The following is a 17,102-nucleotide window of genomic DNA, read 5'->3' on the forward strand; positions in this document are numbered from 1 at the left end:
GTAAGAAAGTTTACTTTGAGAGGTCAAATTCAGACCATACAGGTGCGTGGTCTGATGGCTTTTCCATCCCGCGGATTTCGTAATCAATACCCGTTGCAATACAACGCTCAGCGAGTTTATTGGAGGCCAGTAATAAATCGATACGTAGGCCACGGTTATCATCGAAGCCTTTCGAACGGTAGTCAAACCATGAGTAGCAATCAGAAATATCAGGGTTTTTTGCACGATATGTATCGACTAAACCCCAGCCTAATAATTTAGCTAACCACTCACGCTCTTCGGGTAAAAAAGAGCATTTTCCGGTTTTTAACCAACGTTTACGGTTTGCATCACCGATACCAATATCAAGATCGGTTGGGCTGATATTCATGTCACCCATAATGAGCAACTGTGACTCTGCCGTTTGTGTTGATGTGATGTAATTTTGTAAATCTTGATAAAATTTTTCTTTTGCCGGAAATTTTGTTGGGTGGTCACGGCTTTCTCCTTGAGGAAAATAACCATTTACAACCGTCAATGGGCCGCGATCTGTTTGGATATCAGCCATGATAATGCGACGCTGTGCATCGTCATCGTCAGTTGGAAAACCTTTACGGACAGCAAGAGGCTCATTTTTAGTTAATAGAGCCACGCCATAATGCGCTTTTTGACCGTGATAAAAAACATGATAGCCGAGCTGACTAACTTCTTCATAAGGAAACATATCATCATGGACTTTGGTTTCTTGTAAGCCAATAACCTCAGGTTGATGTTTTTCGATGATTGCAGCGAGTTGGTGAGGGCGAGCTCGAAGGCCATTAATATTGAACGATATGAATTTCATGGTTTTTTATCACCTAGTTTTATGATTATTATGCTTATTCTACCAGATGGTAGCAATACTGTAACCCCGCGGAGTATGTTTCAACGGTTAGATTGTTTTAAAGACGATAATGGCTATGATAAAAATGCTCATGGCTTAACTTATTCTTGGTATAGTATCAAAATTCAGTGGTTAATATAAAAATAATAATAAATTTAATTAATCAAAAAATATTATGGCCAATTAAATTTATTATGGGTGCTAGAGTTTAGTTTTCTATTAAAGCTAAATTAATAATATCATTATTAACTAGTTTTAATTTCATTTAAAGTCAATTGGTTATTTATATTTTAATGTGATTTAATAGTGGGGGAATAAAAAATAATCAATCGAAACAATATAATATATTGCTTTGTAATGATGGAAATTATAAAAATACTTTTATGAAATATTGTTAATCATTCAATAAAAAATCAAGTTTGATTTTTTATTTTGTGAATTAATTTCTGGGTTAATCAATATAATTATTAATGAGAAAGTTAAGTATGTTGATTAATATTTTAATAAACTGAATGGGGTCATAGATATGTTCTTTTCAAGAAAATTAGAGGCGTTTATGGCGGTTGTTGAGAATGGCTCGTTAAGCAAGGCTGCAAGAGTGATGAACCGTACGACACCTCCCATCGCGAAGTCAATCAAAGACTTTGAGACAAGCCTAGGAAAACGGCTTTTTAAACGAGAAAAATTTGGAATGACATTAACTAAGGATGGCCAAGAACTTTATAACGATCTAAGAGATCTTTATTTGCAGGAGAAAGAAATAACAAAAAAACATTTTTCTGGTTATATAATCAATGAGGCTAATATTTATTATGATTGGGGTAAGGAAAATCATTTAATTAATTTATATCAATCAGCACATCAAAATAATGTGCAAGTAAATATATTAAGGTTTAATTATGATGAAGTAGATGAAATTGTCGATTATGATGGTAATACACTTATTCTTAGCTCTGAACAAGTTGTCAGTGAGCGATTTTCATTACAAAAAATAATAGAAAACTCACCATTAGGTATCTATTGTAGGAAAGAACTTTATGAAAAATTCCATTATGATCTTGTTACACTATTACAAAAAAGTACATGGCTATGTGATCCCGCATTTTATAAAAGTTCATTAATGAGCGATTTATTAGCAAAAATTGAAACGGTTGATAATAAAACGAGTGTGAGACAAATGGATAATATTGGTTGTTGCCAAAGTTTCATTCAAGATGGTGATTTTATAGGCATAATAGACCATTATCCAGAAGAAGAATTGATTGATAAATCATTGATCTATATACCATTAAATAAAATTTTGGGGAAAAGTGTGTGTTATATCTATAAATCAAAGTCACACTCAAGTGTGTTAAATCGTTTTATGGGAGTTGTAGATAAACTAGGAGGTGAAATCAATTAAATGGTGGTGGGAGAAGGATTCGAACCTTCGAAGTCTGTGACGGCAGATTTACAGTCTGCTCCCTTTGGCCGCTTGGGTATCCCACCAGATTTTGAGTTGCTGTAATCATTGACAGCGGGCGGCATCATATCAAATGACGCGCCGCTGTAAAGCATTAATTTTCAATAAAATGGTTGTTTGCTGTTTTTTTATTCTTAATGCGTGTTAAATCAACAAAGTGTTGTTAAATAAGCCGCTATATTATTGGCTTATAAAATAATGGTGCGATTACCATATACAAATACACGTTGAGCTAAGACCCAATAGAGAGCATGGCTTAGTACATTTTTTTCAACATCACGCCCTGCACGCATCATATCATCGGCTGTGAATGTATGGTCTACATTAATCACATTCTGTGTAATGATTGGTCCTTCATCAAGGTTATCATTAACAAAGTGCGCAGTAGCCCCAATAATTTTTACGCCACGCTCATAAGCTTGGTGATAAGGGCGGGCACCAATAAATGCAGGTAAAAACGAGTGGTGAATATTGATAATTTGGTTTGGATAATGCTGCACAAATGCAGGCGTTAATACACGCATATATTTAGCTAAGACAACATAATCAGGCTGATATTGGTCAATCTGCGCTGTCATTTTTTCGTCATGTTGTTCGCGTGTTAGGCCTTCATGGCTAATATGGTGGAATGGAATGCCAAATTGTTCGACTAAGTTTTTTAGCGTGTCGTGGTTTCCAATAACTGCTGCAATTTCAACATCTAAGCCATCATAAGCACTCTTCATGAGCAGGTCGCCCAAACAATGTGCTTCTTTTGTAACCATAACGACAATGCGACGACGACCCGCTGTGTTTAATTCACGTTGAGACCCAACTGGTAATGCATCATCGAGGTCAGCTAATAATGTTTCATCGTTGAAAATTCCCTCTAACTCAGTTCTCATAAAGAAACGGCCAGTGTGATGATCAACAAACTCATTATTTTGTACAATGTTGAGTTGGTGCTTATAGCAAATATTGGTGATTTTCGCGATTAATCCTTTCGCGTCAGGGCAAATTGTCCTGAGAATTTTTTTCTGTACAATTTTGTGTTGCATGAAACAGCCTAATCCTTAACTAACAAAGCGATATGAAAAAATGACGGATTGAGTATCAAATGTGTCTCATTAGACAGGCATTAAATAAAGGGTAATTAGTCTGGATGACCACACTTTTTATATTTTTGACCAGAGCCACAGGGGCATAAATCATTACGACCGACTTTGGGGGTAATGCCGTCTATATAATACCAACACGAATCCATCTTAATAAAACGCGAACGTTCATGAATAAGCTGCTTATGATCAGCTTTTTCATCAATAAAGCAAGCCGAAAATTCGACATAAGCTTCATTGGGATTTTTAGCATAAGAAGAACTAATAACACGAAGACCAAACCAGTGTGTTTTCGGAAAACTATTGACTATTTCTTGATGCCATTCTTGAGCATGGCAATCTGGGTGCCATGTTTTAATAAGATAATCGACGTCTTGGTGTACATAAGCACTATACCTTGAACGCATAAGTTGCTCTGGTGTCTGTGGAATAGCTTTCCCTTGTAAAAAAGGAGCGCAGCATTGCTCAAATTGTGCTTCGTTGCCACAGTAACACCTATCTTCTACTTGTGATTTCATAACACTCTCTATAAAAATAAGTATAAGATTGAAAAGTCACTATACTTAAATGATGGCGAATAAATGATTTTATCGTATGAATAATTGTATTGTTAATTAAACCAGGCTTTTGCAGTAGGTATCTTATGAAAAATAGAAAAATACTCATAATAGAAGACGAAATCACCTTCTGTACAATTTTAAAAAACTACCTAGAAACGCTGGGTATTGAGATCTATACCGCAGATAATGGTCAATTAGCAATAGAGATGTTAACAATAGACCGTATCAAACCTGATATCATTCTATGTGACTTAAATATGCCTGTCATGAATGGTGAAGCGTTTATGAAAGCGTTAGTTGCGCGTAATATTGATATTCCTGTCATTGTGATTACAGCAACAACAGATTTCACTCAGTTAGATAGAATGTTTCGCTTAGGTGCAAAGGATGCTTTGTTAAAGCCAATAAAAAATTTAGATGAAGTTAAAGTGACAATCCTTTCTGCGTTGTATCCTGAGCAAAATAGCCTAACAGAGCTGTTAGGAGAGGAAATCCCTCAGATTTCGACACTAATCCAAAACGATACTCAAGAACTGTTAGCGGTATTGAAACAGTTACAACCACCAGTACATCAAATTATAAATAATTACCGAATTAACTATCGCCAACTTAATGAGGCTAACCGTTTTGGATTATTATTAGACCTAGCGCCCATTTCAGACAGCCAAATAGGTTTTTACTGTATTGATACTGAGCGCTCTCCTCAAGAAGGCATTATGGCTGCTTTTTTGATTAGAGTCGTGTTCAATGATCTCTTGAAAAGTGCGGTAAGCCACCCAGAAAAAAAATTACCCAATATTGATAGAATTATTAACCAAATAAATTATTTACTGGAAGATTCGGGGTTTAGTGGCCAGTTTCCGCTATTATTGGGGTATTTTAATACACGGAATAAAGCGATTATTATGGCGAGTGCAGGTTTAGAAGCGGATATAACGACAGAAAATACGCATGTTAAGTTATCTAGAAGCCTTCCTTTAGGAGCGTTGAAATTTTACCAATCTAATCATTTAGAGGTAAAAGGAAATGCTTGGCAGTGTTTAATTCGCAATAATAGCCAGAAAATAAAACTAATGTTTAACCCCGAAACATAGTTATTACCTAAAATGTATACTCTTTTAATCTGAATAACTCTATTCGGACTCGTCGCTATTTATTCATGAACATTTCCTGATATACTTCTGCGCACTTAAAATGCCTCTTGTTACTTTAGTAAAATTCGAGAGGCTAAGATGATATCTGGAGTGATAAAAATGACACAGCGCAAGGTGCGTAAAGCGGTAATCCCAGTTGCGGGCTTAGGGACTCGTATGCTTCCTGCAACAAAGGCAATCCCAAAAGAAATGTTACCAATAGTTGATAAGCCACTTATTCAATATGTTGTTAATGAGTGTATCGCTGCTGGGATCAATGAAATTGTTTTAGTGACACATTCATCAAAAAATTCCATTGAAAACCACTTTGACACAAGCTTTGAGTTAGAGGCTATCTTGGAAGCGCGTGTTAAGCGCCAGTTATTGGATGAGGTTCAATCTATTTGCCCAAGCCACGTAACGATTATGCAAACACGACAAGGAATAGCAAAAGGATTAGGTCATGCAATTTTGTGTGCTAAACCTTTAGTCGGTGAAGAGCCTTTTGCGGTTATTTTACCCGATGTCATTTTAGACCGTTACAGTACAGATTTAACCAAATTTAACTTGCGTGAAATGCTAGAACAATATGAGTCAACAGGCGCAAGTCAAATTTTAGTTGAACCAGTCCCTGAAGAAGATGTATCTAACTATGGTATTGTGGATTGTAATGGAGAAATGTTAGAACCTGGAGATAGTAAAAGAATTATTCGTATGGTTGAAAAACCAAAACGTGAAGAAGCTCCATCTAATTTATCTATTGTTGGCCGTTATGTTTTATCTGAAAAGATTTGGGATGCATTAGCCAAAACAGCGCCAGGTGCTGGGGATGAAATACAATTAACCGATGCTATTGCATTAATGATGGAAAATAATGAGCCAGTAGAGGCCTACCACTTATGTGGTAAAAGTCATGACTGTGGAAATAAATTAGGTTATATGAAAGCGTTCGTTGAATATGGAATGCAGCATGATGCACTGGGAGATGAGTTTACCCAGTGGCTGAAGAAATTATCAGTATCATTGAATTCAGCAAAATAAAATTCCGCAATAAATTTTATTAAAGGCTAACTTAATTTGTTAGCCTTTTTTTATACGTAGATAAATAAATTATTAACAAAAATACCAAGTATAAAGAGGAACACTCTGACTTGAGCTGTTCAGTCTGTACACGTTATAAGTGGTGAGAGTACAAAAATTAGCATACAACTTCATTACATAAATAGAATCACTGAAAAATATTTAAGTTTATCTAATTAAGCTTACATATCTTTACTGCTATGCTTTTATTTATCATGATTATTTGGTAGATGGCGTAATACGTCGTAACAGCTTAAAACAGAACAGTTAATTGAAGTAGGGAGCGGCAGTTATGCGGTTTTAGTGCTAAAGACTGTAGCTATAATAGATAAGGGCTTTTTCTTAGTGCAGGTTAATATAAATAATATATAAAGGATTAAATAAAAACACCCTTATAAAAGGGTGTTTAAAATACATGTTGAGGCTATTAGATTAAGAAATCATCCAAAGATTTGCCTTGTTCTTCAATGGCAACCTTGATTACTGCTGGAGTACGGCCTTGGCCTGTCCAAGTTTTGGTTTCGCCATTTTCATCAACATATTTATATTTAGCTGGACGTGCAGCGCGTTTAGCACGAGTGCTAGTGCTTTTACCTGAATCCATTGTTTGCAGAAGGTCATTTAAATCTACGCCTTGCTCAAGGATCATTTCACGAACTTTTTCCAATTTACGGTTACGTTCTTCTAATTCCGCGCGAGCTTGGCTTTCTTCATCACGACGTTCTTCAACAACGACGGTTAATTTTTCCAGCATTTCTTCTAAAGATTCTAAAGTTACTTCGCGAGCTTGAGCACGAAGAGTACGGATGTTATTTAACGCTTTTAATGATTCGCTCATTTTCCTGGTCTCAAATTATTTGTTGGCATGTGTACAGTAATAATAGAATGCTATTTTAAATTCTGCAATAGCTAAATTACATCCTTAGTTTAAAAGTAATCTTTAACGAATGCAATTTTTTTACAAAAGAAAAATAAACTTTTCGTAGATATATATATAGCTATTATCAATAACGGAACTAAACGAAAAATAGGAATAAGCTAAAATCTTAGTGATTAAATAATTCAAAAAAGAAGAGGAGGGTCTCATTTTACTTTTACTCGGAATGAATTGAAGGGATAGACTCGCTTAAATTTTCTTTTTTTGATGATGTTTTTTAGCGGAATGTGCTTTAGTTGAAACTGTTTATAGTTAATATCAAATTGGTTTTTTTGCCCGCAAGCTAAGCAATATTTGCAATAAGGTATAAGCAATAAGGTATAAACTGAACTGGGAAAAGTTCAATTTTCAATAAGTAAACAGCATCTACACCATTATTGTTAATCCTAAAGCTAGTTTTATGGTAAAATTATTACGTATATTAATTTTGAGGGAACAGCCAAATGGCTCAGCTTTACTTTTATTATTCAGCTATGAATGCGGGAAAATCAACGTCATTATTGCAATCATCGTATAACTATAATGAAAGAGGGATGCGTACGGTTATTTTTACAGCAGAGATAGATAACCGTTTTGAACAAGGAAAAGTCTCATCGCGCATAGGCTTATCAGCGGAAGCGTTATTATACTCAACAACAACAAATATGGCTGAACTGATAAAAAAAGAAAATAGTGAACAAAAAGTCCATTGTGTTCTTATTGATGAATGCCAATTCCTAACAAAAAAACAAGTTGAAGAATTATGTGACATAGTTGATAACGAGGATATTCCAGTTTTATGCTATGGGTTGCGTACCGATTTTGCAGGGCAATTATTTGAGGGCAGCCAATACTTGCTTGCTTGGGCTGATAAATTAGTTGAGCTAAAAACAGTTTGTTATTGCGGACGTAAGGCGAGTAAGGTATTGCGTATAGGAAGTGATGGGGTGCCTGTATATGAAGGCCTACAAGTCGATATAGGCGGTAATGAAAAGTATATCTCTGTTTGTCGTAAACACTATTCAGAAGCAATAAAACAGGCTCAGTTGATGAATGAAGGCGTTATACCTAAAAAACCACTCCATTTTAGGTAAACAGAAATAATCTAGTGTAGAGAATAAAACAGGATTCAGTTATCGGATATTATGGCTATTAATGATATAACTCAGTGAGTTAAATCATTTTATATGATATTGATTTCTACATTTTTATAGCAATTGATTTTAAATAACGAAACAAAAGGCACTGCAATTATTGCAGTGCCTTTATTTTTAAATTATGTGCTAAACATTATTTCTTAGTGTTTTTCTTTTCTGCTTCTTTTTTTACGGTTGATTTTTTCTGAGGGGCTTTTTTTTCCTCTTTTTCAATCACAAGCGCGTCTTGGTGCTCAACAAACTCGCGACCATAATAAGAATCCAGTAATAGTTGTTTAATTTCAGAAATTAAAGGATAACGAGGGTTAGCTCCTGTACATTGGTCATCAAACGCATCTTCAGAAAGTTTATCTACGCGAGCTAAGAAGTCAGCTTCAGTAACACCAGTCTCACGAATAGATTTAGGAATACCTAAATCGGCTTTCATTTCCTCCAACCATGCGAGTAATTTTTCAATTTTCGCAGCAGTACGATCTCCGACGTTAGTGAGTCCCAAATGATCCGCAATTTCTGCATATTGGCGGCGCGCATGAGGGCGGTCGTACTGGCTAAATGCAGTTTGTTTTGTTGGGTTATCATTAGCATTGAAACGGATAACGTTACAAATTAATAGAGCATTAGCGAGACCATGAGGAATATGGAATTCTGAGCCAAGTTTGTGTGCCATTGAATGACATACACCTAGGAATGCGTTTGCAAATGCAATACCGGCAAGTGTCGCACCGTTGTGTACGCGTTCTCTGGCTACAGGGTTTTTAGCACCTTCATGGTAACTTGCTGGTAAATAATCTTTTAATAAGCTTAGTGCTTTAAGTGCTTGACCATCAGTAAACTCGTTAGCTAAAACAGAAACATAAGCTTCTAACGCATGGGTGACAGCATCTAAACCACCGAAAGCAGTTAAAGATTTAGGCATGTTCATGACTAAGTTGGCATCAACAATGGCCATATTTGGCGTTAATGCATAATCTGCTAATGGATATTTTTGGCCCGTTTTATCATCAGTCACTACAGCAAATGGGGTGACCTCAGAACCTGTACCTGAAGTTGTTGTGATAGCAACTAATTTAGCCTTAACGCCCATTTTAGGGAAGCGGTGGATACGTTTACGTATATCCATGAAACGTAATGCTAATTCCTCAAAATGAGTCTCTGGGTGTTCATACATGACCCACATGATTTTAGCCGCATCCATTGGTGAACCACCACCTAATGCAATGATCACATCAGGTTGGAATGCTTGCATTTGTGCTGCACCTTTACGGACAACAGTTAATGTTGGGTCTGCCTCAACTTCAAAGAAAACGTCTGTTTCAATGTGGTGTTTTTTGAGAACGTTAACCACTTCATCAACATAACCATTATTGAACAGATAGCCATCGGTTACGATAAAGGCGCGTTTTGCACCATCAGTTGCAATCTCTTCAAGGGCGATAGGTAGACAACCACGGCGGAAGTAGATTGAGTTCGGAAGTTTATGCCACAACATATTTTCAGCTCTCTTCGCCACAGTTTTGGTATTGATTAGGTGTTTTGGACCCACGTTTTCAGAGATGGAGTTACCACCCCAAGAACCACAACCTAGAGTAAGAGAAGGGGCTAATTTAAAGTTATAAAGGTCTCCGATACCACCTTGAGATGCTGGCGTATTGATTAAAATACGCGCTGTTTTCATTTTTTGGCCAAAATAGTTAACGCGTTCGTGTTGGTTATCTTGGTCAGTGTATAAACAAGAGGTATGGCCGATCCCGCCCATTTCGACAAGTTGTTCTGCTTTGGCAACCGCGTCTTCAAAGTTTTTACCACGGTACATCGCTAATAATGGTGAAAGTTTTTCATGTGCGAACGGTTCTGACTCATCGATGCTTTTTACTTCACCAATTAATATTTTAGTGGTCTTTGGCACGGTAATACCGGCCATTTCAGCAATTTTATAAGCAGGTTGGCCAACAATAGCGGCATTTAAGTTACCATTTTTTAAAATGATATCTTGAACCGCTTTAAGCTCTTTTCCTTGTAGCAGGTAACCACCATGACTTGAAAAACGCTCGCGAACTTGATTGTAGATTTCATCAACGACTACAACGGATTGTTCAGATGCACAAATAACTCCGTTATCGAATGTTTTTGACATCAAGATAGACGCGACAGCACGCTTAATATCTGCGGTTTCATCAATAACGACAGGGGTGTTACCAGCACCAACACCAATTGCAGGTTTTCCAGAACTATAAGCAGCTTTGACCATGCCTGGTCCACCGGTCGCTAAAATCAGGTTAATATCAGGGTGGTGCATTAAAGCGTTGGATAGCTCAACAGAAGGGGAATCAATCCAACCAATAATATCTTTCGGCGCACCAGCTGCAATCGCAGCATCAAGCACAATTTGTGCCGCGCGGTTGGTAGCAATTTTAGCGCGAGGATGAGGGGAGAATATAATAGCATTGCGCGTTTTTAAGCTAATAAGTGATTTAAAAATCGCGGTTGAAGTTGGGTTAGTTGTTGGCACAATACCACAGATAATACCAATCGGCTCAGCAATGGTGATTGTCCCAAATGTTGGGTCTTCAGATAGCGTGCCGCAGGTTTTTTCATCTTTATAAGCATTGTAGATATACTCTGAAGCGAAGTGGTTTTTAATCACTTTATCTTCAACAATACCCATTCCAGATTCTTCGACAGCAAGTTTTGCTAGAGGGATACGTGCATCAGCAGCAGCGAGAGCCGCGGCTCTAAAGATTTCATCAACTTTTTCTTGGGAAAAAGTAGCGAATTCACGTTGAGCTTTTTTGACACGAGCAACGAGTTCATTGAGTTCGGTAACGTTAGTTACGGACATATAGATTACTCCTGATAAATGTTAAACTTTTTAAGCCAATGAGCAATGCATCGATAGAACAAGGAAATGCTTAAAGATAAAAGTATAGATGTTATCTATAATAACGCTGCTCATGATCGCCTATTGGCTTAAAAACCTTATTCCGTACTGAGTTAATATCCTAATTAGCTCTGTCTATCAGTTAAGAGTAGATTAACAAAACGGTAATTAAATAAAGTGATCTAGGTCACGAAAATGTCAAGCTGACTCCTTTCAGCACGTGTATTTATGCACAAGTTGAATAAATGTTGTTCATCTATTACTTAATTTAATATTATCAAAACAACTTGTGCAGATAATTTATGTATATCTAACTAAATACTAAGCAAATTTAGCAAGTTAAAGAAAATATTGTTTTGCTCAAGGAAATTAATGACATCGGTGGTAAAATTATAAAAGATATCAATAAATCTCTAAAGAGAACTGCTTAAGGAAATGAATGGGTGAGTAGCGCATTACTTGATTTATCGGGATATATTAAATTTTTTATTGGTTTGTTTGCACTCGTAAACCCAGTTGGCATATTGCCTGTGTTTATTAGTATGACAAACTATCAAAGTAATGCGGGGAGAAATAAAACCAATACTATTGCAAATACATCAGTTGCTATCATTTTATGTACATCACTATTAATTGGTGACTCAATATTGCAATTGTTTGGTATCTCAATTGATTCTTTCCGTATTGCTGGTGGGATCTTGATCGTCACAATAGCGATGTCAATGATCAGCGGTAAAATTGGGGAAGACAAACAAAATAAACAAGAAAAAACAGAAACTGCGGTTAGAGATAGCATTGGTGTTGTGCCTTTGGCTTTACCCCTAATGGCAGGGCCTGGTGCAATAAGTTCTTGTATTGTTTGGTCATCTCGCTGGCATGGGTGGCAAAACTTTTTAGGCTTAGCGTTGACGAGTATCGCATTTGCCTTTTGTTGTTGGTTATTATTCCGCTCAGCGTCTTTATTGGTTCGTTACTTAGGTCAAACAGGGATCAACGTAGTAACGCGTATCATGGGTCTATTACTGATGTCATTGGGTATAGAGTTTATTGTGACCGGTGTTAAGGCCATATTCCCGGGCCTATTGTAATCTAATCTCTTTTCTTTTGATGGCTGCAAACTATATCTATTTGCAGCCATACCTACCGCTAATTACCTCATATTACACACATCAATTTTGCTATACAGATAGCACATTGCTCTTTCTTAAATGGCTTAATAAAACTTTAGCTATTAATAATCACACATAAAAAAAATGATACCTGTAATTATATGTGGCATTTTTTGCTAAAACAGGGATAAAAAGTAAGGAATTGTGAGCTACGTAAATTTATTCACTATTCTAATTGGTGTTTGTTAATGATATGTTTGGAAATCAGCTTAGAGGTTATTTTGTAGTGGATAGTTAACTTAAGTTTAGTGTATTGAAATGTAAGAAAAATTAAATTTTCACTTCTATTTTTTTTAAATTTACTTAAAATTTTTAACTGGTCAATGTTAATTAATTGTTTTAATTGTTTGAGTTCATGAAGTGGATTGCCCATAAGGAAATAGCGGTACCAGGGCTTAAATATCAGCGTAAAGATGGCTGCAAATGAGGTTATAGCGCTATTGATGAATCATGAGGGATAGAATGTTCAAATCAACACTTGGTTTTGGTGTACTTTCTTTATTAGTTGTTACATTACAGGCTAGTGCCACGGAAAAAGTAAAACAGGTTATTACAATTAACAATGGCTCAGAAGTGACATCACTAGACCCCCACAAAGTGGAAGGGGTTCCAGAAGGCAATGTGATATTAAATTTATTAGAAGGTTTAGTGTATACCGATGTAGACGGTAAAGCAGTTCCTGGGGTTGCTAAAAGTTGGAGTAATGAAAATTTCACTACGTGGACTTTTACTTTGCGGGAAGATGCAAAGTGGAGTGATGGGACACCTGTAACCGCTGAAGATTTTGTGTATAGCTGGCAACGTTTATCTGACCCAAATACTGGCTCCCCATACTCCAGTTATTTACAAAATGCGTATATTTTAAATGCAGATGCGATTTTAGCGGGAAAAATGCCGGCAACAGCGCTGGGTGTGAAAGCACTTGACCCGCAACATTTACAAGTTACGTTGAGCCACCCAGTGCCTTATTTCGTTGATATGCTTTCTCATACGTCTATGAAGCCCGTGAATAAGTCAGCAATTCAACGACATGGTGATAAATGGACCCAACCCAAGAATTTTATTGGAAATGGGGCATACGTATTGGATAACTGGGTAGTAAATGAACGTATTGTTATCAAACGAAATCCATTTTATTGGGATAACCCAAATAGCCGTATTGAGCAAGCGACCTTTTTAGCGATTAGCTCCGAAGTGAGTGATATTAACCGTTACCGTAGTGGTGAAATTGATATTTCTAACTCTGCAATCCCACCTGTTTTATATAAAAAAATGCAGCAAGAGAGGCCGAATGAATTGTATGTTCGGCCTTATTTGTGCACGTTCTATTATGAGATAAATAATCAAAAAGCCCCGTTTAATGACCCAAGAGTGCGTGAAGCAATAAAGTTAGGATTAGATAGAGAAACAATAACCAATAAAATTATCGCTCAAGGGCAAAAAGTCGCTTATGGCTTTACGCCAAGTTTTATTAATAATGGTAATTTTACCTTACCGGAATGGGCAAATTTATCAGCAGAACAACGTTATCAACGTGCTAAAGATTTGCTTGCTGAGGCCGGATATACTAAAGAAAACCCATTGAAATTTGCTTTACTGTACAACACATCAGATCAAAATAAGCAGCAAGCTATTGTTGCGGCGTCCATGTGGCAGAAAAATATTGGTGCGCAAGTGACGCTGCAAAACCAAGAATGGAAAACATCATTACAAAGCCGCCATGAAGGAAATTATGATGTTGCCAGAGCAACGTGGTGTGCCGATTACAACGAGCCAACCGCATTTTTGAACATGATGCTGTCTCAAAATAGTAATAATACCACTTTTTATAATAATCCAGCGTTTGATGCCTTGCTTGAGCAAGCGCTAACAGCACCGGACTCTTCATCTCGCCATACAATTTACCAGCAAGCGGAAGCCTTGCTAGACAATGATTCGGCTATTGTTCCTGTTTATTATCGCGTCAGTGCTCGAATGATAAAACCGAGTGTTCGTGGATTTAAAGGTAATGACCCTCTTGATTATACGGATATTAAACGGTTATATATAAGTGAACCTAATTAATAATATCTAAATAATTATAAAAAGTGTTCATCTACTGGGTGAACATGTATCAACACACAATCATAATAATTATGTATGGGAGTAACCGATAAGATGAGTAAGTTAATCAATAAATCGATTATTGCGCTTAGTGTAACGGCTGGGCTGGCAATGGGCTCTATAGCAACAAGTTTTGCAGCAACGGTTCCTGCGGGCGTTGAACTGGCTGAAAAGCAAGTGATGGTTCGCAACAACGGTTCTGAGCCGCAATCGTTAGACCCTCATAAAATAGAAGGGGTACCGGAATCTGCTTTAGCAAGAGACCTTTTCGAAGGGATCACAATAGTGGGGCCTGATGGCGAAATTTTACCTGGCTCGGCAACAAGCTGGGAAAATAAAGATTTTACAGAATGGACATTTAAAATTCGCGATGGCGCGAAATGGTCTAATGGTGACCCTGTCACGGCAGAAGATTTTGTGTATAGTTGGCGACGATTGGCTGACCCTGATACTGCATCGCCTTATGCAAGCTATTTACAATATGCCCATATTAGTAATATTGACGATGTTATCGCTGGGAAGAAAAAACCTGAAGAACTTGGTATTAAAGCTCTTGATGACAAAACTTTAGTTATTACACTGAGTGAAGCCGTTCCTTATATTCCTAAATTATTAGCTCACTCATCCATGTCGCCAGTCAATAAAAAAGTCATTGAGCAACATGGTGCTAAGTGGACGCAACCACAGAACTTTGTAGGTAATGGAGCATATAAATTAAAGGATTGGACGGTAAACGAACGTATTGTATTAGAGCGTAGCCCAAGCTATTGGGATAATGCGAATACCATTATTGACCAAGTGACTTTTTTACCGATTTCTTCAGAAGTCACTGATGTAAACCGCTACCGCAGTGGCGAAATTGATATGACATACAGTAACTTACCTATTGAGCAGTTCAAAAGTTTACAACAAAACATGCCAAATGAGTTACGTGTGAACCCATATCTATGTATTTATTATTATGAAATTAATAATGAAAAACCGCCATTTAATGACCCTCGTGTTCGTGAAGCATTAAAACTATCTATGGATAGAGATACGATTACGTATAAAGTCAAAGCCCAAGGGGATATTCCTGCGTATGGATTCACTCCACCATTTACCAGTGGAATGAAAACAGAAAAACCGGATTGGTATGCGAATATGACCCAAGAGCAGCGTAACGAAAAAGCGAAACAGCTGCTAGAAGAGGCGGGATATAACAAAGCCAACCCTCTAAAATTCAATTTATTGTATAATACTTCAGACTTACATAAGCGTATTGCCATCGCCGCTTCTTCTATGTGGAAGAAAAATATTGGCGCAGAAGTGAAACTAGAAAATCAAGAATGGAAAACATTCTTAGATAGCCGACATCAAGGTAACTATGATGTGGCCCGCGCAGGCTGGTGTGCGGATTATAACGAACCTTCATCTTTCCTCAATATGTTACTTTCCTACAGCAGTAATAATACTGTTCATTATAAAAATACAGATTTTGATGCAGTGATGAAAAAAACATTGCAAGTCAAAACGGATGATGAACGTGCTGAACTCTATCAACAAGCCGAAAAATTACTCGATAAAGACTCAGGTATTGTTCCTCTTTACTACTATGTTAATACGCGTTTAGTGAAACCTTATGTGGGGGGGTATAGTGGCAAAGATCCATTAGATAACCTGCATACTAAAGATCTGTACATTATTAAACACTAATATAGTTGTTCTGGCTCCATTTATTGGAGCCAGATGTTCGCCTATTTAGGCAATAGAAGTAGGAAAGAGCGATGTTGAAATTTATTATTCGTCGGTTGTTAGAAGCCATTCCGACTCTTTTGGTTCTGATTACCATTTCATTTTTTATGATGCGATTAGCCCCAGGGAGCCCGTTTACGGGTGAACGGAAATTGCCACCGGAAGTGATGGCAAATATTGAAGCTAAATATCATTTAAATGATCCCATGTATAAGCAGTATTTTAATTATTTAATTCAGCTTTCCAAAGGTGACTTTGGCCCATCATTTAAATACAAGGACTACAGTGTTAATGATTTAGTGGCTAAAGCATTTCCTGTTTCTGCAAAATTAGGGGCAACGGCATTCATTGTTGCTGTTCTATTTGGGGTCTCTGCAGGGGTGATAGCCGCACTCAACCAAAATACCAAATGGGACTTTACAGTCATGGGGTTTGCCATGACGGGGGTTGTTATCCCAAGCTTTGTTGTGGCACCTTTATTGGTGCTGATTTTTGCCATTCATTTGAAATGGTTCCCTGGTGGTGGGTGGGATGGTGGAAACCTAAAACACATGGTGCTACCAATGGTTGCACTTTCACTTGCTTATATTGCAAGTATTTCCCGTATTACACGCGGTTCGATGATCGAAATTATGCATTCTAATTTTATTCGTACTGCACGTGCTAAAGGGTTACCACTAAGAACTATCATTTTACGCCATGCGCTTAAACCAGCGTTGCTTCCTGTGCTTTCCTATATGGGTCCCGCTTTTGTGGGGATTATTACTGGCTCGATGGTAATTGAAACTATTTTTGGGTTACCGGGGATCGGTCAGCTCTTTGTTAACGGCGCACTTAATCGTGATTACTCACTGGTATTGAGTTTAACAATTTTAGTTGGGGTACTGACAATTACGTTTAATGCGATTGTCGATGTTTTGTACGCAGTTATTGACCCTAAAATTCGTTATTAAG

The 17,102-nt window shown here is 37.1% G+C and carries 13 protein-coding genes and 1 tRNA gene; 8 read left to right on the top strand and 6 right to left on the bottom strand.

Annotated elements, in window-relative coordinates; translation table 11 throughout:
* Positions 1-10: 10 nt before the first annotated feature.
* A complete protein-coding gene (xthA, locus tag PSE83_RS04750; RefSeq protein WP_004254084.1) occupies positions 11-823 on the bottom strand; it encodes an exodeoxyribonuclease III in 813 nt (270 codons plus the stop codon).
* Positions 824-1,388: 565 nt separating this feature from the next.
* On the opposite strand from xthA, the gene PSE83_RS04755 reads away from it, so the two are divergent.
* Entirely contained in the window at positions 1,389-2,264 is an 876-nt protein-coding gene (locus PSE83_RS04755) for a LysR family transcriptional regulator (protein ID WP_004254087.1), read from the top strand.
* 1 nt (position 2,265) lies between these two features.
* Here PSE83_RS04755 and PSE83_RS04760 read toward each other — a convergent pair.
* The 3 genes from PSE83_RS04760 to PSE83_RS04770 form a co-directional block, all read right to left on the bottom strand.
* Positions 2,266-2,350: transfer RNA gene (locus PSE83_RS04760), tRNA-Tyr, on the bottom strand.
* Between the two features lie 162 nt (positions 2,351-2,512).
* A complete protein-coding gene (purU, locus tag PSE83_RS04765) occupies positions 2,513-3,361 on the bottom strand; it encodes a formyltetrahydrofolate deformylase (protein WP_004254090.1) in 849 nt (282 codons plus the stop codon).
* Positions 3,362-3,456: 95 nt separating this feature from the next.
* Positions 3,457-3,936 (bottom strand): YchJ family protein, encoded by a 480-nt coding sequence (locus PSE83_RS04770; RefSeq protein WP_004254092.1) that lies wholly within the window; start codon positions 3,934-3,936, stop codon positions 3,457-3,459.
* A 125-nt stretch (positions 3,937-4,061) separates the two neighbouring features.
* Between PSE83_RS04770 and rssB the strand changes: the two genes are divergently transcribed.
* Together rssB and galU are read left to right on the top strand one after the other, a co-directional pair.
* Positions 4,062-5,072 (top strand): two-component system response regulator RssB, encoded by a 1,011-nt coding sequence (gene rssB / locus PSE83_RS04775; protein ID WP_004254095.1) that lies wholly within the window; start codon positions 4,062-4,064, stop codon positions 5,070-5,072.
* Positions 5,073-5,231: 159 nt separating this feature from the next.
* Positions 5,232-6,152 carry a UTP--glucose-1-phosphate uridylyltransferase GalU gene (gene galU / locus PSE83_RS04780; RefSeq protein ID WP_036957689.1) on the top strand — a complete coding sequence of 307 codons (921 nt, stop codon included), beginning with the start codon at positions 5,232-5,234 and terminating at the stop codon, positions 6,150-6,152.
* Positions 6,153-6,618: 466 nt separating this feature from the next.
* Here galU and hns read toward each other — a convergent pair whose 3' ends face one another.
* Complete coding sequence (hns, locus tag PSE83_RS04785; protein ID WP_004254106.1) at positions 6,619-7,029, bottom strand: histone-like nucleoid-structuring protein H-NS; 411 nt, start codon at positions 7,027-7,029, stop codon at positions 6,619-6,621.
* 542 nt (positions 7,030-7,571) lie between these two features.
* On the opposite strand from hns, the gene PSE83_RS04790 reads away from it, so the two are divergent.
* Positions 7,572-8,201 (top strand): thymidine kinase, encoded by a 630-nt coding sequence (locus PSE83_RS04790; RefSeq protein WP_004254108.1) that lies wholly within the window; start codon positions 7,572-7,574, stop codon positions 8,199-8,201.
* 196 nt (positions 8,202-8,397) lie between these two features.
* Here PSE83_RS04790 and adhE read toward each other — a convergent pair whose 3' ends face one another.
* Positions 8,398-11,103, bottom strand: coding sequence for a bifunctional acetaldehyde-CoA/alcohol dehydrogenase (gene adhE, locus PSE83_RS04795; protein WP_164565268.1), 2,706 nt, complete (start codon positions 11,101-11,103; stop codon positions 8,398-8,400).
* A gap of 482 nt (positions 11,104-11,585) precedes the next feature.
* Between adhE and PSE83_RS04800 the strand changes: the two genes are divergently transcribed.
* The 4 genes from PSE83_RS04800 to oppB all read left to right on the top strand — a co-directional run bounded on the left by PSE83_RS04800 (position 11,586) and on the right by oppB (position 17,101).
* Positions 11,586-12,230 (top strand): YchE family NAAT transporter, encoded by a 645-nt coding sequence (locus tag PSE83_RS04800; protein ID WP_004254112.1) that lies wholly within the window; start codon positions 11,586-11,588, stop codon positions 12,228-12,230.
* Between the two features lie 531 nt (positions 12,231-12,761).
* The gene (locus PSE83_RS04805) at positions 12,762-14,375 is read left to right on the top strand and encodes an ABC transporter substrate-binding protein (RefSeq protein ID WP_197932659.1); all 1,614 of its coding nucleotides are present in this window, start codon (positions 12,762-12,764) and stop codon (positions 14,373-14,375) included.
* A gap of 93 nt (positions 14,376-14,468) precedes the next feature.
* The gene (oppA, locus tag PSE83_RS04810; RefSeq protein ID WP_036957693.1) at positions 14,469-16,109 is read left to right on the top strand and encodes an oligopeptide ABC transporter substrate-binding protein OppA; all 1,641 of its coding nucleotides are present in this window, start codon (positions 14,469-14,471) and stop codon (positions 16,107-16,109) included.
* 71 nt (positions 16,110-16,180) lie between these two features.
* Complete coding sequence (gene oppB, locus PSE83_RS04815) at positions 16,181-17,101, top strand: oligopeptide ABC transporter permease OppB (protein WP_094960523.1); 921 nt, start codon at positions 16,181-16,183, stop codon at positions 17,099-17,101.
* Position 17,102: the final 1 nt, after the last annotated feature.

The sequence above is a fragment of the Providencia sp. PROV150 genome (assembly GCF_028481025.1).
GTDB classification, from domain to species: Bacteria; Pseudomonadota; Gammaproteobacteria; order Enterobacterales; family Enterobacteriaceae; genus Providencia; species Providencia hangzhouensis.

Excerpts from the sequence above, each read along its gene's own strand:
- xthA (WP_004254084.1), bottom strand. The coding sequence starts at position 823 with ATGAAATTCATATCGTTCAATATTAATGGCCTTCGAGCTCGCCCTCAC.
- PSE83_RS04755 (WP_004254087.1), top strand. The coding sequence starts at position 1,389 with ATGTTCTTTTCAAGAAAATTAGAGGCGTTTATGGCGGTTGTTGAGAAT.
- purU (WP_004254090.1), bottom strand. The coding sequence starts at position 3,361 with ATGCAACACAAAATTGTACAGAAAAAAATTCTCAGGACAATTTGCCCT.
- PSE83_RS04770 (WP_004254092.1), bottom strand. The coding sequence starts at position 3,936 with ATGAAATCACAAGTAGAAGATAGGTGTTACTGTGGCAACGAAGCACAA.
- rssB (WP_004254095.1), top strand. The coding sequence starts at position 4,062 with ATGAAAAATAGAAAAATACTCATAATAGAAGACGAAATCACCTTCTGT.
- galU (WP_036957689.1), top strand. The coding sequence starts at position 5,232 with ATGACACAGCGCAAGGTGCGTAAAGCGGTAATCCCAGTTGCGGGCTTA.
- hns (WP_004254106.1), bottom strand. The coding sequence starts at position 7,029 with ATGAGCGAATCATTAAAAGCGTTAAATAACATCCGTACTCTTCGTGCT.
- PSE83_RS04790 (WP_004254108.1), top strand. The coding sequence starts at position 7,572 with ATGGCTCAGCTTTACTTTTATTATTCAGCTATGAATGCGGGAAAATCA.
- adhE (WP_164565268.1), bottom strand. The coding sequence starts at position 11,103 with ATGTCCGTAACTAACGTTACCGAACTCAATGAACTCGTTGCTCGTGTC.
- PSE83_RS04805 (WP_197932659.1), top strand. The coding sequence starts at position 12,762 with ATGAGGGATAGAATGTTCAAATCAACACTTGGTTTTGGTGTACTTTCT.
- oppA (WP_036957693.1), top strand. The coding sequence starts at position 14,469 with ATGAGTAAGTTAATCAATAAATCGATTATTGCGCTTAGTGTAACGGCT.
- oppB (WP_094960523.1), top strand. The coding sequence starts at position 16,181 with ATGTTGAAATTTATTATTCGTCGGTTGTTAGAAGCCATTCCGACTCTT.